This is a genomic window from Mucilaginibacter phenanthrenivorans, from assembly GCF_024721155.1.
Lineage (GTDB): Bacteria > Bacteroidota > Bacteroidia > Sphingobacteriales > Sphingobacteriaceae > Mucilaginibacter > Mucilaginibacter phenanthrenivorans.
This window is the reverse complement of record NZ_JAHVAP010000014.1, coordinates 99,723-126,706: the sequence shown is the minus strand read 5'-3', so window position 1 is coordinate 126,706 and position 26,984 is coordinate 99,723. Positions and strand designations below refer to the sequence as shown.

Genomic DNA, 26,984 nt, shown 5'->3' with positions numbered 1-26,984 from the left:
CCTGCGTTAATCAAAATCGAGCATACGAAAATAATTATCATAAATTACTTGCATAGATCATAGAAATCGAAGTTTTTAAAACTTCGCAAGTTTTCTCCGCTTTGAACTTCTTAATTTCTTCACCATTCACCTAACCTCTAATCTCTAACCTCTAATCAACTAACCCTAGTTCTTCACCCTATTCTGCTCACTTTCCGAAGCATCGTCTTTATGTTTGCGCTGGTCGGAGATGGTTTTGCCAAAACGATAGCTTAAGGATATTACCGCCGTACGGGTATCACTTATGTTGCGGTAGTTCGCAAGGGTATTTGCCAGGTTGTTGATATCTCCGCTGTTTACAAAAGTGTGGAATACATCATTTACTACCAGTTTTACGGTAGTGCTTGGTGAGAGCTTCTTTGAAAGCCCCGTATTAACCTTCCCGCGGTGACCTGCAACAAATTGTGCATTGGTAATTTTACTTTGGTAACCACCATCCAGTTGCGCGGTCCAGTCATTGCCAAGCTTAAACTCAGTTACGGGGCGGATGAAAAAGAAGGTACCTTTTGTATCCAGCGTACCGGTATAAAATGCGCTGACGGTATGGATGTTTTGCACAAAACCAAACAAATGGAAATTAAACCATTTGGCAGGTTCAAAACTGGCATCAATGGTTATGGTTTTGTTTACCGTGCTGCCAATATTACCCGGGCGACTATAATAAATCCCATCAACAATTTCAATGGTTTCATCAACAGCATCCCTAGTTTTGCTGTAGCTAAACTCGGTTGTTATATGTCCCCAGGTGTATGATAGTTCAACGTTGTTGGTATACGATGGCTTTAAAAACGGGTTACCGGTATAATAAGTGAACTTATCTATCGGTGATAAGAACGGGTTCAGGTCCTCGTAATAAGGGCGATCAACCCGCCTGCCGTAATTGAGGCTTATCGATTGCTTACCCGCAGTGTCCAACTTGTATTGCAGGTATAGGGTTGGGAATAGCGCGTTATAATCCCGTTTGAAAACGGAATCCGGCTTTTGCACATTGCCTAATTGGTGCCCTGTTGAGGATGTGTTTTCAAAGCGTAACCCTGCCTGGATAGAAAACCTTTTAAAATCTTTATTTGCATTAATGTAGGCTGCATTTATATTCTCATGGTAAATAAAATGATTAGTTTTAGTATAGTCGGGGGTGGTTATATCATTTGCAGTATAAAAATAGTCGGCAATGTTATTGGTCCTAGTATAGCTTGATTTTGCGCCGCCGGCCAGTTTTATGCCATTACGCAGCGGTTGCGCATAATCTGCCTTTAAGGCAAAGATCTGAATATCGGCGGGCAGGCTGCCGGTAAGTAAATCGGGGTTAACCATGGTGCCATCAGGCAAGTAAGTTTTGTTGTCGAACGATTGATTGCTGGTATTCCGGTAGTTTATATAATCAAAATCCGCGCTCAGCTCCTTGCCGTTTTTGTCGTACTGGTGCCGGTAATTTACATTCATTCCGCCATTTTTAAAGTTGTAATGTTGCTTGTTATTGGCAATGATAGTTGAATCCAAAACATTTTGGGAATTAAGCAGCCTGCTTGTCGCGATAGTGTTTTCATCGGACGGGCGTACCATGTAGTCAAACTCAACTCCCCAGGTTGTTTTGTCGGACGCATAATAGTCCGCCTCAACCTTTCCGCTGTATGATTGGGATGTCCTGCGGATAAAGGAATTCTGCAAAAAGTTAGAAGCAATGCTGCCATCCGGATTTAAAAAATGACGGTTGATATCCAAGTCGTTAAAATTATTATTGGTGTTGTAACCAAAGCGGCCGTTGATGTTCAGTTTATTATTGCGATAGTTGTAATTAAAACTGTTATTGGTTTTACCATATTTCCCCTGCGACCAGCCCAGGTTTAAGTTACCGTTGAACCCCTTTTGCTTAGATTTTTTTGTGCGGATGTTGATAATACCGCCGTTGCCTGCCGCATCGTATTTGGCGGGAGGGTTGCTCATCAGTTCCACCTGGTCGATAGACGATGAGGCAAGTGAACGTAAATAACTTTCCAGATCAGCACCCGATAAATAGCTCGGCTTGTCATCGATAAAAACCTGAACGCCCTTGCCCTTCAGGCTGATAGCGCCATTGTCATCCACCAAAACCCCTGGCGATTTCTCTAAAACATCCAATGCGGTTGAACCTGCATTGCTGATCAGGGCGTCAACGTTTACCACTGTCCTGTCTATTTTATGTTCAATTAATGGTTTTTGTGAAGTTATGGTTACCCCCTGTAAAGTTGTTCCGGTTTGTTTTAGGGCGATAGTTGGTAACGTTTTACTTGAATCCAGTTGAAACGTTGCGCTGTTATAAAGCTGGTAACCAATCATAGTAACCGTAAGCTTATAATTCCCTTTCTTTTGATTCTCGAATACGAAATTGCCTGATGCATCGGCCAAAGCTGTTTTTATCAGTACGGAATCCGCAGCCCGTTTAAGGTAAACGGTGGCGCCATCAAGGGGCTTGCCGTCGCCGGTAATTTTACCTGATATTTTCAGGCCTTGCTGGGCATATACAAAAGTTGAGGCAATAGTGAGCCATGCGGCTAAAAAAGCCGTTATTTTCAGTTTCATAAGTGTGACTATTTGGTGGTTAAGTTGTTGTTGTGATTTGTTTTAATTTGGACACAGGAATCCCTGTCCACAATGGTTATGTGAAAAAATAGATGTTTAATTACTTGAATAGATTAGTTTGATTTGTCTACCACGGTATTACTTTCCCGTTTGGCGTCGGTATCGTAATTGTAAAGCCATGACCATTCGCCGCTGCCCTTGCCTACAGCTTTTACATATTTTTCCCGGTACTTTTGGTAAACTTCATCGGGCTGTTTTTTGGCATTAACGATAAATTCTGACGTGCTTATTTTAAATGAAAGGTTATCCTTGCTTTGAATAATGCCATCGGTAATCATCTCTCTGATGATTTTATCGCGTCTTTCGTCGTCAGTTACCTTTGTGTAAGGTTTGTAATTGGGTGAATTTGGATTGTATGGAGCTTTCGGCTCATAAGGTTTTACCGGTGTGCCATAAGCGGACTTTGGCTGATATGGAGCAATCGGTTTTTTTGTCCATTCGCCACTTAGTGCAGCCTTTTTATATTGCTGAGCTGATAATTTATATTGTTGATTTACTGAATCGGCTATCGCCACGTCTCCCTGTAAGTTAAGTTTGCTTTGGGCGTTTAACTTCCCAAGTGAGCCATCAAGACGCTGGTGATCGGCTTTTATTTTTTGGTTGATAGAATCCAGTTTAGCTGCTAAGTCTTCTTTAGAGAGTTTTCCAAGGCGATAATCTTTAGAAACACCATTTGTCTTTTCGTCGGTCGGTTCTTGCTCTTGTGTTGCGGTATTGTCCGCAATATTAGCGTCATTCGCTTTAAATTTATTCTGGATCTGGTTTATTATTGGCTGATAGTTACCTATTTTGTTCGACGGAATAGTTCTTCCGTTTACCTGCATTGAAGCCAATGCGTTGTTTTTATAGTTAAGCTGGTATATAATGTCGTTATCCTTCCAAATCCGGGTAGTGTAAGAATAATTAGGCCCCTCGAATATTGTGCTGTTTCCAAATTCGTCAGAACGGTAGATCCGCAGTTTTCCCCTGGTTGTGGTGTCGGTTTTGGCAGCGATGGTTTTTATATCTTGTTTGTCATTTGCGGCTACCTTTTTAGCAGGGCTAACTGTATGTATTATTGACTTAGCGGTATTTGTTACCAGTTTATTGATCTTTTCGGCGTTTGTAAAGGCAGCGGTAAATAGCCCGGCAGTTACAAGGCAAATAGCCAATAGAGATTTCTCCACCCGGTTTAGTGAGTGGTTGTTATTTGAGATGATGCGGGTAACACGATCTTTTAAATGCGATTTATTTCCCTTCAACGCCATGGCATAGGCAGGGGAGGCCACGTTATACTCCTGGCATGATACCAGCGCTTTGATGTAGTTAACCTTGCTGCTGCTTTGTGCAACGGCGATATCATCACAGCAGTTTTCCCGTTCGGTTTTTATCAGCGCTGAGATCCACAATACGGCGGGATTAAAGAAGAAAACAATCTCCATTAAACTTTGCAAAATATTAACAAGGTAGTCCGACCGGCGGATATGCGCCAGCTCGTGGATCAGTATGGCTTCAATTTCATCAGTGGGGATAGCGGTAAGCAAACCAACGGGAATTAATATTAATGGCTTTAAATGCCCGATCACCATCGGCACCTTTGCGATGCCAGATTCTGCTATGTTAACCATGCGACTGATGCCTAAGCTTTGTGCCAGTTGCTGCACACGGTTTTCCCAGCGTTCACCCACCTTAAATACATTTTTGTGGCGCAGGTAGTAAATGCCCTGTAAACCGGTTGCCAATTGCAAACAACGTGCAAATACAATCATAAACCAGATGAGTACTATGGTATTGGCATTACTGTTAAAAAAGCTTATGATCTTATCTGTAAAGGATAGCTGATGAATCGGCGCGATGTAATGTGTCGGAGCAACCTGTATTTTATAAACAATATTGTGACCATATGTAACCGCCGATGGAGCTTTAGCCGGAACATTGTTTAGGGTGATGAAAAAGGTACATACCGTACCAACAGCGAATAAAGCAAGCGCGGTTATCAGTAAATTATAGCGCCTTGCCGGGGATGATTTACGGGTAAACATCACAATCAACCCGGTTAACGCAGCAAGCACAAGCCCCTGCCATAACGAATGGATCAGGGTGTCGCAAAGCGCCTTTATCAAATTATCCGGGAACAGTTTTACTATTGAAAAGTCCATAACCTTTAACTTTAAATGGTCCGTTATTCTTCTAATTTCTTTAACATATCCTTAATTTCCTGCAACTCCTGCTGCGAGGTTTTTTTATTGCCGATCAGCTGCATCACCAGCTTGCTGGCCGAGCCTTTGTACATCGAGTCCACAAACTTATCAAGCAGGTGGGCCTTTGTTTTTTGCTCATCTTCGGCAACGCTATAAATATGCTTCATCTGGCTTTCATCGCGGGCAAGGATCCCTTTGTCGGCCATTATCTGCATCAACTTTAGGGTAGTGGTATAGTTTACGTCCTTTTGCTTCAGCAGTTCGCTGTTGACATCGCGAACCGTTGATGGCCCGATCTCCCACAATACCTGTAGTATCTCCAACTCCGATTTGGTGGGCTCCAGCTGCTTATTTTGATCCTTTATATTCATCACAAATCAAAGGTAGAAAAAATTTCGTACGAAACAAATATTATGTTAAAAAATTTAAAATTGATCCAAATGCTATTGAGAAAGCATTTAAATAATATGGAAGATTGCTATTAATTTAACCTGTTATACATTTTCGTGTTAACTTATCAATATTAAATCATTTTTGGTGTGATATTTTTACTGTTGTAAAGCATAATCCTATCTTTGGTACTATAGAGGACTAAATAGTTCTCTGATTTGATAATGAAAACAAAACCTATGAAACACGGACTTTTGATAGATATGGACGGCGTAATATACAGCGGTGAGGACCTGATACAGGGTGCCGATAAGTTTATCGCCAAGCTCCTGGAAAATAATATACCGTTTACTTTTATGACCAATAACAGCCAGCGCACACGCTTAGAAGCAGTACGTAAGTTAAAAAGGCTGGGTATTGAAGTAACCGAAGAACATGTTTACACCAGCGCAATGGCAACCGGTAAATTCCTCGGCGACCAGGGACCCGGCGGCACTGCTTACGTTTTAGGCGAAGGTGGTTTGCTCAGCTCACTGCACGAAAACGGGATCACCCTCGTTGATTCGGATCCTGAGTTTGTTGTATTGGGAGAGGGTAGGAATTTTACCCTTGAAATGGTACAGCGTGCCGTAGATATGATATTAGCCGGCGCAAAGTTCATCACCACGAATCGTGACCCATCGCCAAAAAAACCCGGCTGGAACAATTTGGGTATTGCAGCTACTACAGCAATGATAGAGGAAGCAACCGGTCGCAAGGCGTTTGTAACCGGCAAGCCAAGCCCGGTAATGATGCGCTCAGCACGGAAATACCTTGGGTTGGAAACAGCAGAAACAACTGTTGTTGGCGATACTATGGAAACAGATATCCAGGGTGGTGTGCAAATGGGCTATAAAACAATCCTGGTGTTATCCGGCATTGCGAAAAAAGAATACCTCGGCCACTATGCTTTTAAACCCGATATGATCGTTAGCTCGGTGGATTCGATTGAGTTCCCATTGAAGTGGTGGTGAATTAGTGAATTAGTGAATTAGTGAATTAGTGAATAGAGATTAGAGGCCAGAGGTCAGTGAGAATGCCAATATCAAGCTTTTTGCCTAATCTCCAGTCTCTGATCTCTAACACCGTTAAAGTTTGTTAAATTACTGGCTGTAATAGTCTTATAATAAGATATTTACTACAAATAAAACCAAACTTTATGAAACCATTTATCATTGTTGCTTTTTTTGTTATCACAGCGATACAGATTTCCTGTAGTCAAAAATCCCCAAATCAGCATAAGAAAATTTCTGACCAGGGGGTTAATATCGCCTACACTGACACAGGCAAAGGCGATACCACATTGCTTTTGGTGCACGGCTGGTGTTTAAACAGGAGCTATTGGGCCAACCAGGTAAATTATTTCAGCAACAGATACCGGGTGGTTACCATTGATCTGCCGGGATTTGGCCAATCGGGTAAAAATCGGACGGTGTGGACGCCGGAAACTTACGGCCGGGATGTCGATTCGGTGATTGCCCAATTGAGTTTAAAGAATGTGATCCTCGTCGGGCACTCCATGGCCGGCGATATTGTTTTACAGGCAGCCGTTAATGCTCCTGACAAGGTCATCGGTTTAGTTGGGGTTGATAATTTTAAAGGTGTTAACAGTGCCATCCCCACAAAAAAGGACAGCGCCGAATACGACCAGGTGATCGGTCAGCTGAAGCATAACTTCAAAAAGGTAGCAACCGACTATTTTAACCAGGATCTTTTCTCGAAAACAACTCCCGATTCAATCAAGACGCGGATCCTTGCTGATGTGGCTAAGGCTGATACAACCATAGCAACTGCCTGCATGATGATGAATGATTTTAATGAAGTTAAGCAGCTCATCGTTTCAAAAAAGAAGCTTTACCTGATCAACAGCGATGTAACGCTTACAATTTCCACTGGTCTTAGGGCCAATAAGATTCCCTACCAGGTGAAGTTTATACATGGGGTGGGACATTTTCCAATGGTGGAGACTCCTGTGGAGTTTAATAAGGATTTAGAGGCGATTATAAAGAGTATATAACTTTGGTAAAACTTACGAAGCTCGAAAGCTTCGTAAGTTTTATGGAAGAAGAACTACTTCGCCGGTGCTAACGTCTCTGTCACGTTTCCGCAATTCAGCATTTTGCTGTAATCGTTGTAGTATGGATTTTCAATAACCTTTTTCTTACTTAGCCAATAAGTCTTTTTCATCGGGCAGTATTGCTCATAAATAGGATAAGTATTTGCTTTAAGTCCCTTTAAAAGATGATACATATTTTTCGAAAGGGTTGCAAAATGAACCCTTTGCTCATCAGCATCGGTGCTTTCATTTATTAGCCGGCCGTCGTCCAGTAACCGGTCTATATAATCTATCAATACTTTTCGCTGATCTTTTGACAGACCTTTATCCGGCTGCGACTTCAAAATATTGAACATCTCGTTTGCCTTATAATGGGCCGCTGTTCCGTTATTTGCGATCAATGCAGATTTAATAGCCATGTAGCTATTAACAAGCGTATCGATGTTGTTTTTTGAACCATGGTTTTGTGCACGCAGATTCAATGTGCACAATGTCACCAAAAGTGCAAATAAGATTGTTTTATTTTTGAGCATAGTTACAGATCATTGACAAGGCCGGTTTATTTAGCCGGTGCCAAAGTTTCTGTCACTTTACCGCAATCCAGCATTTTACTGCCAAAATACGGATTTTTTATCTCATTACTCTCACTTAACCAATAAGCTTTTTTCATTGGGCAATATTCCTGGTAAATTGTAGCTGTATTCAATTTCACACCTTTTAAAAGCGAATACATGTTTTGCGATAAGCTGGCAAAATGTTCACGCTGATGATCAATAACAGTAGTTTCGCTCATGTGGCGGCTGTCGAAAAGTAGCTTGGTTTGGTATTTTTGCAATATCGCCTGTTGAGCAGGGTTCAGGCTTTTATCTGGTATGGTCGACAGATCCTTCAGTAATTCTGCGGCCTTTAATTTTACCGCGTTCCCGTCACCGCTTATTAACGCATTTTTAACATCCAGGTAAGCATTGGTGATCTTGTCTATAAAACCGGCAGGGGCTGGTTTGGCATTGGTAAGTATTGTGCAAAGTGCCAGTACTATTGTCAGGGTAATTACTTTTAAATTTTTCATGATTTTGGTTGTTAATTTAAGTGTTGCAGTTGGTTGAAAATCAAGTGCAACACAAAGTTAATTATTTTATAGTTGTGCGATGTCAAATTTGGCTAAAGCCAATTCCTCATTCAATTTTATCCGTTGACTAAAGTCAACGGCAATGAAAAATGAGATTTATTGCCGTCACTTTTAAGTGACGGTCAAATAAACAAAAATGCAAGTGGCTTTAGCCCAATTCCGCGTGATGTTTTCGTCTTTTATAAACGCGGATAAAGCCTCAAAAATACTTCGCCACCCATTGGGTTTGATCCATACAGGCTGGTTAATTTGCTGTCAAGTCCGTAATAAGTTAATTGCCCGCCAGCCGCAAGGTTTAACGGCCCGATTTTAAACAGATCGTAATTAAATCCCAGTGTTATTGCATTTACCGGGAATATGGTGTTATCGCCATAAATAATACTGTTCAAATTCAGTTCTTCGGTGGTTTTCTGTACAAATTCAAAGCGGGTATACAGGTCTAACTTTTTAATACGGATATCTCCCTCCAGTAATGCAGAATTGTCGCCCTGGTGACCCGGTGTTTTGTTTAAACCCCATAAGGCTGTTGCATTAAATGTTTTATCCATACCCAACGGCAGGCTGTAAGTAGCCGATGCGGTGGTGCGGTAAATATTTTTTTCCGGTGCCAATGCTTCAGGGCTTTTGATAAATGCGTGCGAAACCTGCAGCGCCCAATTTGAAGATGGGTTATAATCCAGCCGGGTACTCCATGAATCAAATCTCGGCTTATCAAAATCGTAGCGGTTCTCGTCAGGCTCTCTGCCCGTAAATGATGAAGCCTCGATTTTAAACTGATCATACCTGAAGCCAAGGGTGGCGACCCCAAAGGTAATATGCGTAGCATCCGACCAATGGTGACTTATCGGCGCATCGGGGTTTGACATTGCCGACGGACGGTGCATAAATGCAACAGGCCCGATTGCCGGCTCGCCCGGGTAGCCAACATATAAGCTCAGGTCTGTTTTCTTTGAAAATGCGTAAGTATAATTTGCCGCAACTTCCGAGAATAAATCGTGCGGGTGTTGCCTGTCTACCAAAGGAACGCCGTGCCAGCTTTCGCCAGTTTGGAACAATAGGGGATAACCATAGCCCTGCTCGGTAAGCGGATCTAATGACATCATTAAATTGAGGCTCAGCAAGCCATTTTTTCCGACGGGGCGTTGCGCCATGCCCATAAACCAGTTCGGCGCATCAACCTTTTTGCCACCGCGGCTGCCCTTCCCGGTAAAATCCTGGTTGGTATACCGTAGCGAGATGTTTCCATGCAGCATATACATCCATTTGCCGCCATGCAGCATAATTGCATACATGGGTGAAGCATCAGGCAGCCAGCTGGTACCGGAGCCGTCACGATTCATGGGCAGATTTTTGGATTGTGCGCTGCTCATCATGTCCATTTTATCCATGGAGCCGCCGCTCATGTCCATACCGCTCATGCCATCGTCCTTTTTAGGCATGTTCATTTTTTTCTTCATTTTGGATTTCGCTGTATCCTTCATCATCATATGATGATGTTTGGAAGTATCGCTCATATCCATACCACCCATGCCATCGTCCTTTTTAGGCATGTTCATTTTTTTCTTCATTTTGGATTTCGGCGTATCCTTCATCATCATATGATGATGTTTGGAGGTATCGCTCATATCCATTTTTTGCTGCGCCGATAAGGTGTATGCCGACCCAAACAAAATAACAAACGTTATTACGTGTTTCATAAAAGAGTAATTGAAGATGGCGCACCATCTTTACAAGGATTTGATTAATTAAAGCTATAAATAAGGCAATTTGCCCCTGGCCCATAAAAGAAGAAGGCCCAATGCTTAAATCAAATAAGGAAGGATTGGTTTTGGATAATTATTGTTTTGCCCGATCGGTTGGGCGGAGCATTGCTCTCGTGCCATGAACTGTTTTGAATAACCGGTGTACTCAAAATGAGACCCGCTATCTCAAAACGCGGAATAACGGTTGCCGCCTGTGAATACTGAATGTCTGTAGCTGGCTTTAGGTTTTCCTTTATTACAAAGTTCCCATGCTTTTTACAGCAGTCGCAATCCTTTTTTTCCGCACAACCCTTACCGTCATGATGCATGGATTTAGCCATTTGCATGGCTGGTTCTTTAACCAGGTTTTCGGCTGTACAATGTACCATGCAAACGAACATTCCTGTTGTTAGCAGCAAATAAAATGCGGTGATACATAAAACAGCGGCCTTTTTCATTCAGAAACAAAGTTACCTTTTTATAGATACAATTTTGTTGAGAGATTGTTGTAGAGACGCAATATTTTGCGTCTCTCTTTAGATCATTCAAAATATTCAGAGACGCAAGATATTGCGTCTCTACGAAGAATTACTTCACTAATTTTCTTCTCCTAACTTCTTTAACAATCAAACTCAGCTCCCTGCTCATTTGCCCGGCAATGGCCGTATTCTCCTGTGCACGCCTGAACAAATACGGTAAAACTGCTTTGATAGGTCCGTAAGGCACATACTTGGCTACATTATACTGTGCGTTGGCAAGGTTAAAGCTCAAATTATCGCTCATGCCGAGCAATTGTGAAAAATATACATGCGGATTTTTATGGTCGATCTTCTTTTTATCAAGGAGCTCAGCAAGTACACGGCAGCTTTCTTCGTTATGGGTGCCTGCTACAAAGGCAAGTGTGTCGATATGATCAGTGCAAAAATCGAGCGAAGCATCGTAATCCTTGTCTGCCGATTGTTTATCAGGCTGAATAGGGGATGGATAACCTTTTTCTTCTGCACGCTTGCGTTCCTTTTCCATATATGCGCCGCGCACTAATTTGGCGCCTAAAATAAACTCACCTTTAACGGCAATTGCATGGTCATTTTTTATAGATGCCAGTTTATCATGACGGTAAAGCTGGTAGGTATTATAAACTATGGCCTTTTGGGTGTTATACAGGTGCATCATATCCAAAGCCAGCATATCAATGGTTTCCTGGATCCAGCTTTCTTCAGCGTCGATCATTACCGGGATGCCGGTTTCATGGGCCTTTTGGCAGATTGCCATAACCCGGGCCTGCACCTTTTCCCATTCTTCCTGCTCCATTATGCTGAGCTGCGCCTTTTCATCAAGCTTTTCCAATAATGAAAAACGACCAACACCTGTAACCTTAAATACGGTGATCGGCACCGCTTTGTCAACTGCTGCACGTTCAATGGTGCGGATGATCTCGTCGCGGGTGTTATCAAATACATGCTCATCATCTTCACCCTCTATCGAGTAATCAAGGATGGTGCCTACGCCGCCGTTATGCAGGTTTTTAATGGTTTTATCGCATTCGGCAATGGTTTCGCCGCCGCAAAAGTGTTTAAATATAGTAGCCTTTATCAGTCCCTTAATAGGCAAGCCGATTTTTACCGCAAAATTGGTTATTGGTGGTCCTATCTTTACTAAAAAGTTAACATTGATTACCCTGAACAGCCAGTAGGCGCGCTTAAGGTCGAAATTTGAAGAATGCCGGAAAGCTATCTCCGTATTTTCAAAAGATAAGTTATTTTTTTCGATCATGGTCAGTTAGTACATGATTCATATTTAACAGTTCATAGCTACTAGAAAATAACCACAAACTATGACCTGTGAAATATAAACCGGTGCGCAAAATTATAAATTGCAAACCAAATATCTCATTATTCATTGAATAGTTTATTTTTGTTGCCCGATGATAGAATTTAAAGTTACCGGCGACTACATCCAAATGATCCAGCTGCTGAAGGCTACCAACCTGGTGCAAACCGGCGGCGAGGCGCAAATAGTTGTAACAGAGGGCGAAGTGATGTATAACGGCCATGTTGATTTTCGCAAACGCCTTAAAGTAAAAAAGGGCGATACAGTTGAATTTCGTGGCGAAGTTATCAGAGTTATTTAGTTATGAAGACCATCCAAAGCGATACCTACCCCATATTTTTTGAAGACAGCATAGCCGAGCTTGAAAAGTTTATTAAGGCCGGCAATTATTCCCGGTCGTTCATTTTAACAGATGAAAATACCTCGGTACACTGCATGCCCCTGATCCAGGCGCAATTTGAAGGTCATGAAAATTTCGACATTATCGAAGTAAATGCCGGCGAGGAAAGCAAGACCATCGATTTTTGTATTGGGATCTGGAAAATGCTGATAGATTTTGAGGCGGACCGTAAGGCATTGCTGGTAAACCTCGGCGGCGGGGTAATCACTGATATGGGCGGCTTTGCAGCATCAACTTTTAAACGCGGGATTGATTTTGTACATATACCTACAACGCTGCTTTCGCAGGTGGACGCTTCCGTTGGCGGTAAAACAGGCATCGACCTTGATAATGTTAAGAACATCATCGGCACGTTCACCATGCCTAAGGCGGTGTTTATTTCTAATGATTTTTTGAAGACCTTGCCGGAAAGGCAAGTACTCTCTGGTGTGGCAGAAATGCTGAAGCATGGCCTTATAATGGACGCCGCATATTGGGAAGCTTTAAAAAATAGCGATCTGAGCGCGCCATCGGCTGAACTGATCTATCGTTCGGTTGAGATTAAGAATGACGTTGTGACTGAAGATCCAAAAGAACACGGGATCCGTAAAGCGCTGAACTTTGGCCATACCATTGGCCACGCCGTTGAAACTAACTCACTGATAAACGATAAAAACCCGCTTACACATGGCGAGGCTATAGCGCTGGGAATGATCTGCGAGGCTTATCTGTCGCACAAGAAAGCCGGGTTAAGTAGCGAAGATTTAAATGAGATTGTCAAGGTAATTGGCGATCTTTATCCAAAGTATAGCCTGGCCAATGCAAATTTTGAAACGCTGTGTTCAATTATGTTGAAGGATAAGAAGAACCAGAACGGTAAAATAAATTGCACGCTATTGACAAGTATTGGTCAATGCAGCCTTGATAATATTTGCACAGATGCCGAACTTTGTGAGAGTTTATCCTATTATGCAAACTTGTAACATTGAAATTAGGGTATAAATTAAACCGTGCTATTTTAACATCCTGCATTCGAAATAAAAATGTTTCACCCCGACATTAGACAAGAAACAGCACTGCTACTGGTAGGTTTACTGGTGGTAATGACAGTGCTCGAAATGTGGTTCAGCTACCGCGAAAATCGCCAATACTATGATAAACGGGATACTTTTACCAATATTTATTTAACTGCACTTGCTTTTTTGTTGAATCTTGCTGTTGGCGGCAGCACATTTTTCATTTTAAATTATGCCTGGCATTTCAGGCTTTTTGAAATTCATAACGCTATCCTTTATTGGTTTGTGCTGGTTGTTGTGCAGGATTTTTTATACTGGGCGCTGCACTATACCGGGCATTACTGCCGCCTGTTTTGGGCCATTCACGTAACACACCATTCCAGCGAGCATTTTAATTTCACAACCGGTTTTCGTTCTACCGTTTTTGAGCCGCTTTACCGGGTGTTTTTTTACCTGCCGCTTGCTTTTATGGGTTTCAATGCCGTTGATATCCTATATGCTTATTTGATAACCCAACTTTATGGTAACCTGGTACACACGCAATATAATGTGCCGCTGCCAAAATGGTACGGGCTAATATTTGTTACGCCGTCGCACCACCGGGTGCATCACGCTTCAAATGTTCCCTATCTTGATAAAAATATGGGCATGGTTTTAATCATCTGGGACAGGATGTTCGGCACATTCCGCGCGGAAAACCTGCCTGAACCGGTGAAATATGGCTTAACCCATCAACCGGATGATCTTGGGCCGGTGAACATACTTTTTCATGAATGGAAAGCTTTATTAGCAGATGTACGGAAGGCGCCTACATTGAAAGCAAAACTGCAATATTTTATAAATCCGCCGGGGTGGAGTCATGATGGAAGTACACAAACGGCGAGGGTATTGCAAAGGGAGTGGGAAAATCAAACTGTAAAGTAGCCCTCTATTCAGCGCTGTTTCAACGGTGTAGAAGTAGCCCCATTATCTTGATCCGAAATTTCAATTAGTTTTTACCATAGTTCAATTAATTTTTGTTGATGTTTGACGAAACTATTTATTTATGCAAATCAAGTTTTTTTGTCCGAAATGGGGTTCTGAGCATATTGCCTGGGACGCTTTCTGTGCCAAAGTAAAAGCAGCAGGTTACGATGGTGTAGAAGCGCCGATCCCCTTTGACGATACTGAACGGGCCCAGATCTTTGAAGCCCTGGATAAGTACGGGCTTTTATTGATCGCGCAATATTATCAATCTTTCGAAAGGGATTTTGAGCAGCATAAGGCGAGCTTAAAAAAGCACCTGGAATATTTAACCTCGTTAAAGCCCTTATTTATCGACTCGCAAACCGGGAAGGATTACTTTACGGCTGAACAAAACAGTGAGCTTTTTAAAATTGCCACCGAAATAACAAAGCAAACCGGGATCGTTGTAGCCCATGAAACCCACCGAAACAAGGCGTTGTTTGCAGCACATATAACTAAGGATCTGCTGATCGCTAATCCTGATATAGTGATCACCGCCGATTTTTCGCATTGGTGCAACGTGTCTGAAAGCTTATTGGTACAACAGCAGGAGGCGGTTGACTTAGCTGTAACCCGCACTGTACATATCCATGCCAGGGTTGGGCATGCGGAGTCAGCCCAGGTTTCCGATCCCCGGGCTGACGAATGGGTTGAGGAGTTAGAAGCACACCTAAGCTGGTGGGACGACATTGTAAAATATCGCATGGAAGGCGGTGCGCAGCTAATGACAATCTCGCCGGAATTCGGGCCTGCACCTTATATGCCGGCATTACCGTACACAAAAATGCCGGTTGCCAATCAATGGGATATTAATTTATATATGAAGGATATGCTGAAGTGGCGTTATGCAGATATTTCAGGTAAGTAATAAATTTATATTAGCTTTTTAGTTCCCCTAAATGCCTGAATTTATATCCAAACTGCAACATAAGACCTACGAAAAAGGTGAGTTTTCCGACGAGAAGGTAAGAACCCTTGATGAAACGATCGAACTCGTTAAGACTTTCCCCTGGGACGATGAACGAACTTTAACGGATATTCAATTAACCGGTCCATCGGTAACCATACAGGATGAGTATGTGAATTATTTGAAGATTGGGCTGTATTTTAATGGCAAATTCTGCCTGTATTACCTTGATAATGATAATCATTTATATGAATATCATGTAATTGAAAAGGTGGACGTGCTTAAAATAGTCGCTGATTTTTTTAACAGCGAGATAGAATTAAAGGATTTTGAAAAACACATATTCAACATTGGTAACCAGGCACATTTCGTTACCAATTACTTTGAATACCGGGAGAAGCTGTGGCGCATAATAATGCTGACGGGTTTTATGCTTTTATATGGAGTATTCTTTGTCGTAGCCGATGCTTCCGTGTTTGCCACCAATACACGATGGTATGTACGTTTGCCGCTCGTAGTTTTATCGGCTTTTTATTATTTTATACTTGGTAAAATTTATTGCAACGCGATAATCAACAGGGATAACTACCTGCAAATATCAAAAGGGAATGATGTTTTCTCGTTTGGATACAATCAGCAGGAAATAAAAACTTATAATAAAATGGACATCAGCGAAATTGTTACCTACGAACATAAGGGATCAAGGAACCCCAATTTTGTAGAGGCTTATGCAATAAACTTTAAGGATGGCAGCAGTATAAAATTTACAAATATGCTGATCTCATCCTCGGCTTTTCGCACTAAGTTTACGGATGGGATGGATAACCCGGTGATCCCATTTACTGCTGCAAAAAAAGGTATGTTGTCGGTTTTGTAAAATATTCGCGCTTGCGGAGAAGTTTTATTGGTGTTTTTCCAAATAAAATTCTGTTTGGCCTACTAAAAATCAAAAAAATAAAATTTTCTATTGACAATACCATTTTTACCTGTACATTTACATCGAAATAAAAAACAAATGAAATTTAACAGCGCATATTTTTATGGTTACTACTTTTACTTTACCAGTAAGAGCCGGGACTAATATGCGATAACAAACATATAAGAAACTGAAAAGTCCCGGCCAAAAACCGGGACTTTTTGCTTTAAAAGGGATTTATGAAGACTGAACAATTGAGAGTTGCAATACAGGGAATTCGCGCTTCCTTCCATGAAGAGGCCGCGCTGAAATATTTTGGCGAAGATATCCAGACCATCGAGTGCAACTCCTTTAAGCAAACATTCGAGGCATTGAAGGACAAAAAGGCCGATTATGTGGTAATGGCTATCGAAAATAGCATTGCCGGCAGCATTTTGCCAAACTACTCGCTGTTGTTAAGTTATGCGTTCCCGGTTGTAGGCGAAATTTACCTGCCTATCCAGCTTCATCTAATGGCATTGCCAGGTGTAAAGTTCGAGGATATAAAATATGTAACCTCGCACCCTATAGCCATCCGCCAGTGTGTTGATTTCTTTGATGAATACCCTCACCTGAATATTGTTGAGAGTAATGATACCGCTGCCTGCGCCAAACGCATCCGTGATGAACAGCTTACGGATACGGTTGCTATTGCTAACACCTTAGCGGCAAGACTTTACGGACTGGACGTTTTGGAACGCCGCATAGAATCGAACAAAAAAAACTTTACCCGTTTCCTGATCCTTACCCATCATGAAAACGTGACTAAGAAAAACCCTAACAAAGCATCGTTGTGTTTCCAGGTAAGCAACAAGGTTGGTGCATTGGCAAAGGTGCTGAATATTTTTGCTGAGCAAAGCTTGAACATGAGCAAGATCCAGAGTATGCCGATTTTGGGTAAACGCAATGAATATAATTTTTATGTAGATGTGGAGTGGGAAGAGACTAAGCAATATGATACTGCCATAAGGCAGATCCTGAAATATACCCACAATTTCAATATCCTGGGCGAATATGAAAGGCATGATGAAGAGAATGAAAAGCTCCCCAAAACAGTAAAGGGCGAAAGAGTGCCGAGGACATATATAAATATGAAAAAGATGAGTTGAGAGGAGGAGTCGGAAAATCCGAAAGTCGGAAAGTCCGAAAGACAAAAAAGATATCTGACGCCGGATATCTGAATTAAAAGAGCCAAAAACAAATAATTAAAATAAATTAAAAATTAATCTTCCGGACTTCCGGACAAAAACAAAACAAGATGAAACTGAATTTAAACATACAACCATTAAGTTCCTGGATTAAAACCGGCAGCGAGCCACTATTAATTGCAGGTCCGTGTAGTGCAGAAACTGAAGATCAGTTGGTAGCAACCGCGCATTTATTAGCAAAAACCGGTAAGGTATCAGCATTACGTGCGGGAATCTGGAAACCACGTACCCGCCCCGGAGAATTTGAAGGTATCGGCAGCATTGGTTTGCAATGGTTAAAACGCGCTAAGGAAGAAACCGGCTTGCCAACTGCGGTTGAAGTTGCTACTGCAAAGCACGTTGAGGAAGCTTTAAAGGCAGGTGTTGATATTCTTTGGGTTGGCGCACGTTCAACCGTTAACCCTTTTACCGTACAGGAAATTGCTGACGCTTTACGCGGCGTTGATGTACCGGTGATGGTTAAAAATCCGGTAAATCCCGATCTTTCATTATGGGTTGGCGCTTTGGAGCGGATCAATAATGCAGGTATCACGAAGTTAGCAGCTATTCACCGTGGATTTTCATCGCACGAAAAAAGCGCGTTTCGTAACGAACCAATGTGGGATTTGGCTATCAGCCTGAAAACACTTGCACCTGAATTACCTATGATCAACGATCCAAGCCATATTACTGGTAACCGCGATCTGATTGGCTACATCTCGCAAAAAGCGCTTGACCTGGATATGCAGGGATTAATGATCGAATCACACATCGATCCAACTGTTGCCTGGACAGATGCTAAACAACAGGTTACTCCAAAAGCTTTAGCTGAAATCATTGAGCATTTAACCCTTCGTAAACCAGAGGTTCGCAATGCAGAGGTTAAGGATAAGCTGGAAGAACTGCGTAACCAGATCGATAAAATTGATGATTTGGTGATCCAGAAAATGTCTGAGCGTATGAATATTGTTGAGCAGATTGGTAACTACAAAAAAGATAACAATATTACCATTTTGCAGGTTAACCGCTGGGACGAGATCCTGAGAAAAGGCGTTAACTACGGCAAGGCGTTAAAATTAAGCGCAGAGTTTACCGAGAAATTGCTGGAATTGATCCATGCTGAATCTATCCGTAAACAAACCGAGATAATGAACAAGGACGAAGCAGGCCAGGCGGCAGATAAGTTAACGCACGCATAAACCAAACTCCGTAGAGACGCAATACTTTGCGTCTCTTGAACAGGATATTATATACAGAGACGCAAGATATTGCGTCTCTACAGGAATATATTTTAATGAAACATAACATCACCCTTACCAAAAACGGCAAAACTGTAAAAGGCACGGTACAACTCACCGGTTCAAAAAGTGAATGTAACCGCGCTTTGATCATTGAAGCGCTTAGCGGTGGTAAGGTAAAAGTTGAAAATATTTCAGATGCTGCGGATGCGGTTACTTTGGCGGAAGTCCTGAGTCTGGAGTCGAAAGTCTTAAGTCAAAAACCAAATGACTCCGGACTTCAGACTCAGGACTTAAGACTAATCAATATCGGTCCGGCAGGTACAGCTATGCGCTTTTTAACTGCATTTTTAACATTGCAGAATGAAGAAGTGATACTAACCGGCAGCGAACGAATGAAACAGCGCCCGATAGGGATATTGGTAGAGGCATTGCGTGAACTGGGTGCGCAAATTGAGTACGTAGAAAACGAAGGCTTCCCGCCAATAAAACTAAAAGGCAGCTTAGCGCAGCAATCTAATAAGGTCAGTATAAAAGGAAATATAAGCAGCCAGTACATCACTGCATTATTGCTTATAGCTGCCCGGCTGCCTTTGGGTTTGGAGCTACACATTGAGGGTGACCTAACATCGCGCCCCTACGTGGAAATGACGCTGGCCATGCTACAATCGGCAGGTATTCAACATGCCTGGAATGACAATGTTATTGCTATACAAAACCAGGAATTTGCGCCCACTTCAATTTATATTGAACCGGATTGGAGCGCAGCATCATACTGGTACGCAATAGCTGCGTTAGCTGACGAGGCAGAATTGTTTTTGCCGGGATTAACACAATATAGCTTACAAGGCGATAGTGTGATCACTGAGATCATGGCCAACTTTGGGATAACCTCCCAGTTTAAGGATGGCGGCGTTTACCTGCAAAAGGAAGCAAAACCGCTTGCAAGAAAGATCTTTGACTTAAAGGAATGCCCAGACCTGGCTCAGACCATTATTGTGGTTTGTGCGGCATTAGGTCATGAAGCTACGTTTACGGGATTGGAAACTTTAAAAATAAAGGAAACAGATCGTATAAAAGCTTTACAAAATGAGCTGGCCAAAATAGGAGTGAAGCTGATTGAAAAAGGTCAGGTTTATAAACTTGATTGCAGTGAAAAACAGATCCCTGAGCACGTTTTTATCAACACGTACGACGATCACCGTATGGCGATGGCCTTTGCGCCGCTGGCCCTGTTGATCCCGCAGGTTGAAGTTGAAGACGCTGACGTGGTTGAAAAATCGTACCCGGCGTTTTGGACGGATTTGGAGAAGGTGGGATTTATCCCCCCAGCCCCCTAAAGGGGGAGCAGGATTTCTTTGATAACTAATTAATACATTTACTAAATTTTATTCCCCTTTAGGGGTTAGGGGCTTATGGCAGGCAATTCATTCGGACAATTATTCAGGATCACAACTTTTGGCGAGTCGCACGGCGAAGCTATTGGGGTAATAATAGATGGCTGTCCGGCGCAACTGGAGATCGACATGGAGTATATCCAGGGTGAACTGGATAAACGCAAGCCGGGGCAGTCAAAAATCACTACACAGCGTAAGGAAAGCGATACAGTTAAGATCCTTTCGGGGATTTTTGAGGGTAAAACCACAGGTACGCCTATTGCCATGCTGATCCCTAATGAAGACCAACGTTCAAAGGATTATACCCATAATGTGGATGTGTTCCGTCCATCGCACGCTGATTATACCTATCAAACAAAATATGGTATCCGCGACCATAGGGGCGGGGGCCGTTCATCCGCCCGAGAAACCGCAGCCCGCGTCGCGGCGGGTGCCATAGCAAAATTGCTTTTAAAAACGCAGGGTATCGAAATTGTCGCGCATGTGAGCAGCGTAGGCAGAATTGATGCGCCCAATGTGGAGATAAAAAATGCACAGGAATTTATAGATGAACGGGAGAAAAATATAGTTCGCTGCGCCGATCCGGCTACTGCCGAGGAAATGATCGAATATATTGATTCTATCCGTAAACAGGGTGATACCGTTGGCGGCAAGGTGAACTGTCATATATTAAATTGCCCGGTTGGCCTTGGTGAGCCGGTGTTTGATAAATTGCATGCCGATTTAGGTAAGGCAATGCTGAGTATTAACGCCTTACACGGCTTTGAATATGGCTCTGGCTTTGCGGGTAGCGAAATGCGCGGCTCGGAGCATAACGACATCTTTATAAAAAACTCTTCGGGTGAGGTTGGTACGCTTACTAATTACTCAGGCGGTATCCAAGGCGGCATCAGTAACGGTATGCCGATTGCCTTTACTGTGGCCTTTAAACCGGTGGCTACCATTATGCACAACCAGGCAACAATAGACAGCCAGGGAAATGCCGCAGAGATCTCCGGCAAAGGCCGACACGATCCATGTGTGGTGCCGCGCGCAGTGCCTATTGTTGAGGCAATGGCTGCGCTGGTTTTGGCGGATCACTGGCTAAGGAACCGCAATTCAATATTGAGCTAAAAGCTTAAAGCGAAAAGTAGAAAGATTCTTTTAGTTCGTCGGATTTTCCTCTTAAAGCTTTTAGCTTTAATCTTTCAGCTTTTTGCTTTTAACTATCTTTACGCTACAATGTTTACCTCCTTCATCCAATTATACAAAAACGCTTACCAAGGACTTTCCAAAAATAGCTGGTACCTAAGCCTGGTGATGCTCATTAACCGGAGTGGTACTATGGTGGTTCCGTTCATGAGTATTTATTGTGTTAAGCAGTTGCATTTTAGTATCGTACAGGCCGGGGTGATTATGTCGTTGTTTGGTGTCGGTTCTATCTGCGGAGCGTTTGTTGGTGGAAAGTTTACAGACAAATTTGGTTTTTATGATCTGCAGGTTGGTGCTTTGCTAAGCGGCGGCTTGCTGTTTATTGTTTTAGGTTACCAGCATACATTTTTAACGGTTTGTATCGGCACTTATGTGCTGAGTTTTTGTAATGAGTCGTTTAGGCCTGCAAACTCGACGGCCATCGCACATTATAGTACTCCGGAAAATAAAACCCGTTCCTATTCACTTAACAGACTGGCAATAAACCTTGGATGGGCTGTTGGTGCAGGTTTGGGTGGATTAATAGCTTCCATAAATTATCATTTATTGTTTTGGGTTGATGGGGTTTCCAACATCCTGGCCGCTTTACTATTGCTGAAGATAATGCCCAGGTCAAGCATTGTTGGCGGTATGAAAAAGATAGCGGAGGGAATCAAAAAGATGTCGCCATGGAATGATGGTGTTTATTTGATTTTTATTTTATTCTCCACACTTTTTGCCATGTGTTTCTTCCAGTTTTTTATAATGGAGCCTGTTTTTTATAAACTTCAATGGCATTTTGGCGAACGCTTTATTGGATTTCTAATGGCGCTGAACGGCATTTTGATCGGTGTAGTTGAAATGGTGTTGATTCACAACCTGGAGGGCAAGCGTCATGGATTGATCTATATCATCAGCGGTATTTTGATGGGAGCTGTTAGTTTTGTGCTGCTGATATTCTTACCGGCGAGTACTGTGGCGGCGATATTTATTGTTTTGTTGATTACTTTTAGCGAAATGCTGAGCATGCCATTTATGAATTCGTTCTGGATCAGCAGATCAACCGAATATAACAGGGGAGAATATGCGGCACTGTACACCATGTCATGGTCCGCTGCGCAGGTTATTGCCCCGGTTACCGGCGGCGCTATCATAGCTTTTGGTGGATTTAATTTACTATGGTGGGCACTTTGCGGGTTGAGTGTTTTGGCCGCTGGAGGATATTATTTGTTGTATAGGTTTGTGAGGGTGGGTTAGCCATTATAAATAAGGCTGGTGTTTGTAATAAACATTCTATAATTTTATTTGTAATTTAGTAAGATGAAAATAGCAGTAGATATAGAAAATTTTGAAGAGGCTATCAAAGGCGCGGATTTACCCGCCAAAAGAAAGGCTTTTAGGAATCATTTACCCTATGCTGTGTTAAGAGATGGAGTGGTTACGTTGGTGTTTCCCGATAAACACACAGAAATAGCTACCCAGGAACGATTGAAGGAATTACAAGTTTCTCTATAATAAATGCCTCCTAAATTTCGGATGTTCGCAGGGCCTAATGGTTCAGGAAAGACTTCTCTTTTTGAATATCTTAGAAGTAACGGCTCGATTCACACAGAGCTATATATTAATGCAGATCGTTACGAGCGGGAAATAAAAGCAAATTCTCGTTTTAACTTTAATGCCTACCGTGTAAGCGTCTCCCAAAAGGATTTTATTGATCATATTAAATCTTCCACCTTGTTTCATGAAAAGATTAAGGAATCGATCTTTTTAGATAAGATTAATATAAAAGCAGGAATATTGAAATTCGCGTTCCCTAAAAACGAGATAAATTCCTATCATGCATCATTTATTGCTTCTTTTCTGGTTGAGAAGCTTCTGGAAACCGGTCAATCTTTTTGTTATGAAACAGTAATGTCACATGAATCGAAAGTCGATTTATTAGGAATAGCAAAATCTAAGGGATACAAGACCTATTTGTATTTTGTTTACACTGATAATCCGGAATTGAATATAATGAGGGTTGGGCTTAGAGCGTTGATGGGTTTACACAATGTGAACCCGGAAGTAATAAGAAGCAGATATGAACGCTCATTTGCGTTGTTACCGAAAGCCCTAGAGATAGCGGATGATGCTTATATTGTTAATAATTCAGATGGCTTTGCAATCACCCTCGAAAAACATAACAATAAAATAGTAATGAGTGATAATATATCAGATACTGTAAAAAAGCTTTTGTCCTAAGTCAAATTCATATCCCTGAACCAAACCTCGTCTGGCTTAATCTCAATACTATCCATCAAATTAACCAGCTCAACAGCATCGCCAGATGTTAAAACTAACTTACGGTTTGCCGGCTTCAAAAACTTTTGATCAACCATTAGGTCCATTTGCTGAAGTAACAGATCATAAAAACCGTTTACGTTCAAAATGCCCACCGGGTGACTATGCAACCCAAGTTGCAGCCAGGTTAGTACCTCAAAGAATTCTTCGAGCGTGCCAAAGCCGCCGGGCAGCATGATGATGCCATCGCACAGGTCGTTCATCATTTGCTTGCGCTGGTGCATGTTATCAACGATGTGCAGTTTGGTTAAACCAGGATGGCCCACTTCCTTATCCAGTAAAAATTGCGGGATAACACCAACGGCTTCCCCGCCCTTACTCAAAATAGCATCGGCCAGGAGGCCCATCACTCCAACCTTGCCGCCGCCATATACAAGGGTGATATTCCGGCTCACCATAATCTCGGCAAGTTGTTCGATGGCCTGGAGCAGTACGGGATCGCCGTTAAAGTTGGCGCCGCAAAAAACACAGATAGCCTTCATAGTAGTACGTTTGTAGTGGGCGAAGGTCGTAAAAAGACGCTGACGAAAAAAAGTTTACGGTATTATTTTATTAAAATTGTGAACCATTAATAAAACCCGCCATCAAACGGCTTTGGCCCTTATTTAACATTGAAATGAAAAAAATCATACTTCTTGTTTTTCTGGGCATCAGTTGCCAATATGCTTTTAGCCAGGATGAAGCGACAGAAAGCTACCGGCAGTTGTTAAAAAACGATTGGAACATGCAATCGGCAATTACGGATGCTTCGAAGGGTAGCCAGATTTCGACGGGGAATTTTAAAGCCGATAAATGGTATAGGGTAAGTGTGCCAACAACGGTTATAGCCGGTTTAATTGCCAATAAAGTGTATGATTTTGATCCTTTTTATAGCAGGAACTTTGAAAAATTAAATGATGCCCGGCTGGACAAGCCCTGGTGGTTTCGTAGAGAGTTTAAACTCCCCGAAGCGGAAAGTGGCAAAAATGTGGTGCTTAAGCTGCAGGGAATAAACTACAAGGCAAATGTTTGGCTCAATGGGAAATTGATAGCGGATTCAACGCAGATCATCGGCCCGTTCCGCATCATAGAGCTTGATATCACCAAAAATATAAAATACACCGGTGAAAATGTATTGGCCATCGAAGTAAAACGTCCGTTTAATCCTAACAAGGGTGAAGGCGATCTTGCTATTGACTACGCCGATTGGATCCATTATCCACCCGATTTCAACAACGGTATCATCAATAATGTGGAAATAAAAACTTATCGTAAGGTTGGTGTGGAGTATCCTTTGGTTACTACAAAGTTTGATTTGCCCTCATTGGCTGTGGCGCATTTGTCGGTTGATGCCATGGCAGTAAATTATACCGATGCCCCGCAGGACGCGATAGTTAAGGGGAAAATTAATGGCGATATCAGCTTTGAGCAAAAGGTTCATTTGCTGCCGCGACAGAAAAAGCAGGTTACATTTAGTTCCGCTGCTTACCCGCAGCTCAATATAAAGAACCCCCGGATTTGGTGGCCATGGCAATATGGTAAGCCGGAGTTAAACAGGGTTGAGCTTTCATTAACTACCGGTGGTAAGATAAGTAACGAGCTCACTGAAAACTTTGGCATCCGGCAGGTTACTTCAGTATTGATTGATAACAATAAGGCAAGGAAATTTGTGGTAAACGGTAAGCCTATTATGCTGCGCGGTGCGGCATGGTCGCCGGATATTTTTCAGCGCAGGTCGGTATTGCGCCAGCAGCAGGAGTTGAAACTGGTGAAAGATATGAACATGAACATTGTCCGCTCGGAAGGCAAGCTGGAGGATGATAGTTTTTATTCGATATGCGATAAGGAGGGTTTGCTGGTTATGACGGGATGGATGTGCTGCGGCGCATGGCAATATCCTGATAAATGGGACGCCGCCAAAAGAAGTATCGCCATGTCGTCAGACAGTAGCGTAATGTACTGGTTGCGCAATAAGCCGTCGTTGCTGATCTGGCTTAACGGCAGCGATATGCCGCCGCGCGTAAAAAAGGTGGAGGCCGACTGGCTGGCAATTGAAGCCGACCTGAAATGGCCCAACCCAACCATCGCCAGTGCAAATGAAACCGCGTCGAAGATTTCCGGCCCAACAGGGGTGAAGATGGCCGGTCCTTATGATTACGTGCCCCCTGCATATTGGGAGGCTGATACAACAAAGTATGGTGGTGCATGGAGCTTCGCAACAGAGATCTCGCCAGGGCCGTCTATCCCGCCATATGAAAGTTTGATCAAATTCTTGCCTAAGGATTCCATCAATAACAAGAGCCTCGACTGGCTCTATCATTGCGGCACCATGCAGTTCGGTAACACTAAGATCTTCGACATAGCGCTTTATGCCCGTTACGGAACGCCCGTAAATATGGCGGATTACCTTGCAAAAGCCCAACTGCAAAACTATGAAGGGCACCGCGCTATGATGGAGGGTTATGGCTTGAAAAAATATAATAACGCAACAGGCGTGGTGCAGTGGATGCTCAGTAATCCATGGCCAAGTTTGATCTGGCACACCTACGATTACTACCTGTATCCGGCAGGAACCTATTTCGGGATGAAAAAATCCATGGAGCCGCTGCATGTGATGTATTCTTACAAATCCAACAGTGTAAACATTATCAATTCCTTGTTGAAGCCTTTTACCGGTTTGCAGGTAAAGGCAACGGGTTATAACCTTGACGGAACACTGAAATATACGAAGGAAACAAAAGCTGACGTGGGTGCAGATGGCACAAAACTGTGTTTTACTTTGCCCCAGGTTGCCGGCATGAGTGACGTTTATTTCGTTCGATTGGAATTAAAGGACGCCAATGGCGAGGTTAAGAGTATCAATTGGTATTGGCTGTCGGACAAAAAGGATGTGCTGAACTGGGGTAAATCTACCTGGTACTATACGCCGCAATCTGTCTTTGCAGATTATAGTGCGCTGGGTAATATGCCAAAGGCCACTTTAACCGTAAGTCATACATCCAATAAAACAGAAAAGGAAGCATCGCACAAGATCACCATAACCAATACAGGGAAAACGGTAGCATTTTTTGTGCATATAAGGGCTTTGAAGGAAAAAGGCGGCGAAGATATTTTGCCTGTTATTTTTGAAGACAACTACATCACCTTGGCGCCGGGCGAAAGCAGGACAATTGAGTGCAGCTACGAGCACAAGGATGCCGGGAGCGCAACGCCTTATATTTTAGTAAACGGTTGGAATATTGACGGCGCCAATAGTAAAGCCGGCGAAAATTCAGGATTTGGAGAATAATTTGGGCAGTGGCCGGGCACTTTTAGTAGCACTTTTTTGTGAATTCGTTGTCGCTTCAGTTTTAGCAGGATGGGTTAATGAAGTAAAAAAACAGTTAC

At 42.6% G+C, this 26,984-nt stretch carries 24 protein-coding genes; 15 read left to right on the top strand and 9 right to left on the bottom strand.

Annotated features, from left to right (window positions below; all coding sequences use genetic code 11):
* Window positions 1-165: 165 nt before the first annotated feature.
* The 3 genes from KXD93_RS26600 to KXD93_RS26590 form a co-directional block, all read right to left on the bottom strand.
* Window positions 166-2,598, bottom strand: a complete 2,433-nt coding sequence (locus KXD93_RS26600; protein WP_258140571.1) for a TonB-dependent receptor — start codon at window positions 2,596-2,598, stop codon at window positions 166-168.
* 113 nt (window positions 2,599-2,711) lie between these two features.
* Entirely contained in the window at window positions 2,712-4,796 is a 2,085-nt protein-coding gene (locus KXD93_RS26595) for a M56 family metallopeptidase (RefSeq protein ID WP_258140570.1), read from the bottom strand.
* 23 nt (window positions 4,797-4,819) lie between these two features.
* Window positions 4,820-5,209 carry a BlaI/MecI/CopY family transcriptional regulator gene (locus KXD93_RS26590; RefSeq protein ID WP_258140569.1) on the bottom strand — a complete coding sequence of 130 codons (390 nt, stop codon included), beginning with the start codon at window positions 5,207-5,209 and terminating at the stop codon, window positions 4,820-4,822.
* Window positions 5,210-5,467: 258 nt separating this feature from the next.
* On the opposite strand from KXD93_RS26590, the gene KXD93_RS26585 reads away from it, so the two are divergent.
* Window positions 5,468-6,241, top strand: a complete 774-nt coding sequence (locus tag KXD93_RS26585) for an HAD-IIA family hydrolase (RefSeq protein WP_258140568.1) — start codon at window positions 5,468-5,470, stop codon at window positions 6,239-6,241.
* A gap of 185 nt (window positions 6,242-6,426) precedes the next feature.
* Window positions 6,427-7,284 carry an alpha/beta fold hydrolase gene (locus tag KXD93_RS26580; RefSeq protein WP_258140567.1) on the top strand — a complete coding sequence of 286 codons (858 nt, stop codon included), beginning with the start codon at window positions 6,427-6,429 and terminating at the stop codon, window positions 7,282-7,284.
* 53 nt (window positions 7,285-7,337) lie between these two features.
* Here KXD93_RS26580 and KXD93_RS26575 read toward each other — a convergent pair whose 3' ends face one another.
* The 5 genes from KXD93_RS26575 to KXD93_RS26555 all read right to left on the bottom strand — a co-directional run bounded on the left by KXD93_RS26575 (window position 7,338) and on the right by KXD93_RS26555 (window position 11,967).
* On the bottom strand, window positions 7,338-7,856 hold the full coding sequence (locus tag KXD93_RS26575) for a DUF3347 domain-containing protein (protein ID WP_258140566.1): 519 nt from the start codon (window positions 7,854-7,856) through the stop codon (window positions 7,338-7,340).
* A 26-nt stretch (window positions 7,857-7,882) separates the two neighbouring features.
* Entirely contained in the window at window positions 7,883-8,392 is a 510-nt protein-coding gene (locus KXD93_RS26570) for a DUF3347 domain-containing protein (protein ID WP_258140565.1), read from the bottom strand.
* A gap of 239 nt (window positions 8,393-8,631) precedes the next feature.
* The gene (locus KXD93_RS26565; protein WP_258140564.1) at window positions 8,632-10,149 is read right to left on the bottom strand and encodes a hypothetical protein; all 1,518 of its coding nucleotides are present in this window, start codon (window positions 10,147-10,149) and stop codon (window positions 8,632-8,634) included.
* Window positions 10,150-10,259: 110 nt separating this feature from the next.
* Complete coding sequence (locus KXD93_RS26560) at window positions 10,260-10,652, bottom strand: HYC_CC_PP family protein (protein ID WP_258140563.1); 393 nt, start codon at window positions 10,650-10,652, stop codon at window positions 10,260-10,262.
* A 130-nt stretch (window positions 10,653-10,782) separates the two neighbouring features.
* Complete coding sequence (locus KXD93_RS26555; protein ID WP_258140562.1) at window positions 10,783-11,967, bottom strand: proline dehydrogenase family protein; 1,185 nt, start codon at window positions 11,965-11,967, stop codon at window positions 10,783-10,785.
* A 151-nt stretch (window positions 11,968-12,118) separates the two neighbouring features.
* Between KXD93_RS26555 and KXD93_RS26550 the strand changes: the two genes are divergently transcribed.
* The 12 genes from KXD93_RS26550 to KXD93_RS26495 all read left to right on the top strand — a co-directional run bounded on the left by KXD93_RS26550 (window position 12,119) and on the right by KXD93_RS26495 (window position 23,519).
* Entirely contained in the window at window positions 12,119-12,325 is a 207-nt protein-coding gene (locus KXD93_RS26550; protein WP_258140561.1) for an RNA-binding S4 domain-containing protein, read from the top strand.
* Between the two features lie 2 nt (window positions 12,326-12,327).
* Window positions 12,328-13,386: a 3-dehydroquinate synthase gene (aroB, locus tag KXD93_RS26545; RefSeq protein WP_258140560.1), complete on the top strand. Its 1,059-nt coding sequence runs from the start codon at window positions 12,328-12,330 to the stop codon at window positions 13,384-13,386.
* A 60-nt stretch (window positions 13,387-13,446) separates the two neighbouring features.
* Window positions 13,447-14,343 (top strand): sterol desaturase family protein, encoded by an 897-nt coding sequence (locus tag KXD93_RS26540; protein WP_258140559.1) that lies wholly within the window; start codon window positions 13,447-13,449, stop codon window positions 14,341-14,343.
* A gap of 121 nt (window positions 14,344-14,464) precedes the next feature.
* On the top strand, window positions 14,465-15,292 hold the full coding sequence (locus KXD93_RS26535) for a sugar phosphate isomerase/epimerase family protein (RefSeq protein WP_258140558.1): 828 nt from the start codon (window positions 14,465-14,467) through the stop codon (window positions 15,290-15,292).
* Between the two features lie 31 nt (window positions 15,293-15,323).
* Window positions 15,324-16,208 carry a PH domain-containing protein gene (locus tag KXD93_RS26530; RefSeq protein ID WP_258140557.1) on the top strand — a complete coding sequence of 295 codons (885 nt, stop codon included), beginning with the start codon at window positions 15,324-15,326 and terminating at the stop codon, window positions 16,206-16,208.
* Window positions 16,209-16,486: 278 nt separating this feature from the next.
* Entirely contained in the window at window positions 16,487-17,395 is a 909-nt protein-coding gene (locus tag KXD93_RS26525; protein ID WP_258140556.1) for a prephenate dehydratase, read from the top strand.
* Between the two features lie 149 nt (window positions 17,396-17,544).
* Window positions 17,545-18,672 carry a chorismate mutase gene (locus KXD93_RS26520; protein WP_258140555.1) on the top strand — a complete coding sequence of 376 codons (1,128 nt, stop codon included), beginning with the start codon at window positions 17,545-17,547 and terminating at the stop codon, window positions 18,670-18,672.
* 95 nt (window positions 18,673-18,767) lie between these two features.
* Window positions 18,768-20,051 carry a 3-phosphoshikimate 1-carboxyvinyltransferase gene (gene aroA, locus KXD93_RS26515; RefSeq protein WP_258140554.1) on the top strand — a complete coding sequence of 428 codons (1,284 nt, stop codon included), beginning with the start codon at window positions 18,768-18,770 and terminating at the stop codon, window positions 20,049-20,051.
* Between the two features lie 75 nt (window positions 20,052-20,126).
* The gene (gene aroC, locus KXD93_RS26510) at window positions 20,127-21,221 is read left to right on the top strand and encodes a chorismate synthase (protein ID WP_258140553.1); all 1,095 of its coding nucleotides are present in this window, start codon (window positions 20,127-20,129) and stop codon (window positions 21,219-21,221) included.
* A gap of 108 nt (window positions 21,222-21,329) precedes the next feature.
* Window positions 21,330-22,535: an MFS transporter gene (locus KXD93_RS26505; protein WP_258140552.1), complete on the top strand. Its 1,206-nt coding sequence runs from the start codon at window positions 21,330-21,332 to the stop codon at window positions 22,533-22,535.
* Between the two features lie 63 nt (window positions 22,536-22,598).
* Window positions 22,599-22,793 carry a hypothetical protein gene (locus KXD93_RS26500; protein ID WP_258140550.1) on the top strand — a complete coding sequence of 65 codons (195 nt, stop codon included), beginning with the start codon at window positions 22,599-22,601 and terminating at the stop codon, window positions 22,791-22,793.
* Window positions 22,794-22,796: 3 nt separating this feature from the next.
* Window positions 22,797-23,519 carry a zeta toxin family protein gene (locus tag KXD93_RS26495; RefSeq protein WP_258140549.1) on the top strand — a complete coding sequence of 241 codons (723 nt, stop codon included), beginning with the start codon at window positions 22,797-22,799 and terminating at the stop codon, window positions 23,517-23,519.
* On the opposite strand, the gene KXD93_RS26490 is transcribed toward KXD93_RS26495, so the two are convergent.
* A complete protein-coding gene (locus tag KXD93_RS26490) occupies window positions 23,516-24,100 on the bottom strand; it encodes an LOG family protein (RefSeq protein ID WP_258140548.1) in 585 nt (194 codons plus the stop codon). The genes KXD93_RS26495 and KXD93_RS26490 overlap by 4 nt on opposite strands.
* Before the next feature lie 134 nt (window positions 24,101-24,234).
* On the opposite strand from KXD93_RS26490, the gene KXD93_RS26485 reads away from it, so the two are divergent.
* The gene (locus tag KXD93_RS26485) at window positions 24,235-26,886 is read left to right on the top strand and encodes a glycosyl hydrolase 2 galactose-binding domain-containing protein (RefSeq protein WP_258140547.1); all 2,652 of its coding nucleotides are present in this window, start codon (window positions 24,235-24,237) and stop codon (window positions 26,884-26,886) included.
* Window positions 26,887-26,984: the final 98 nt, after the last annotated feature.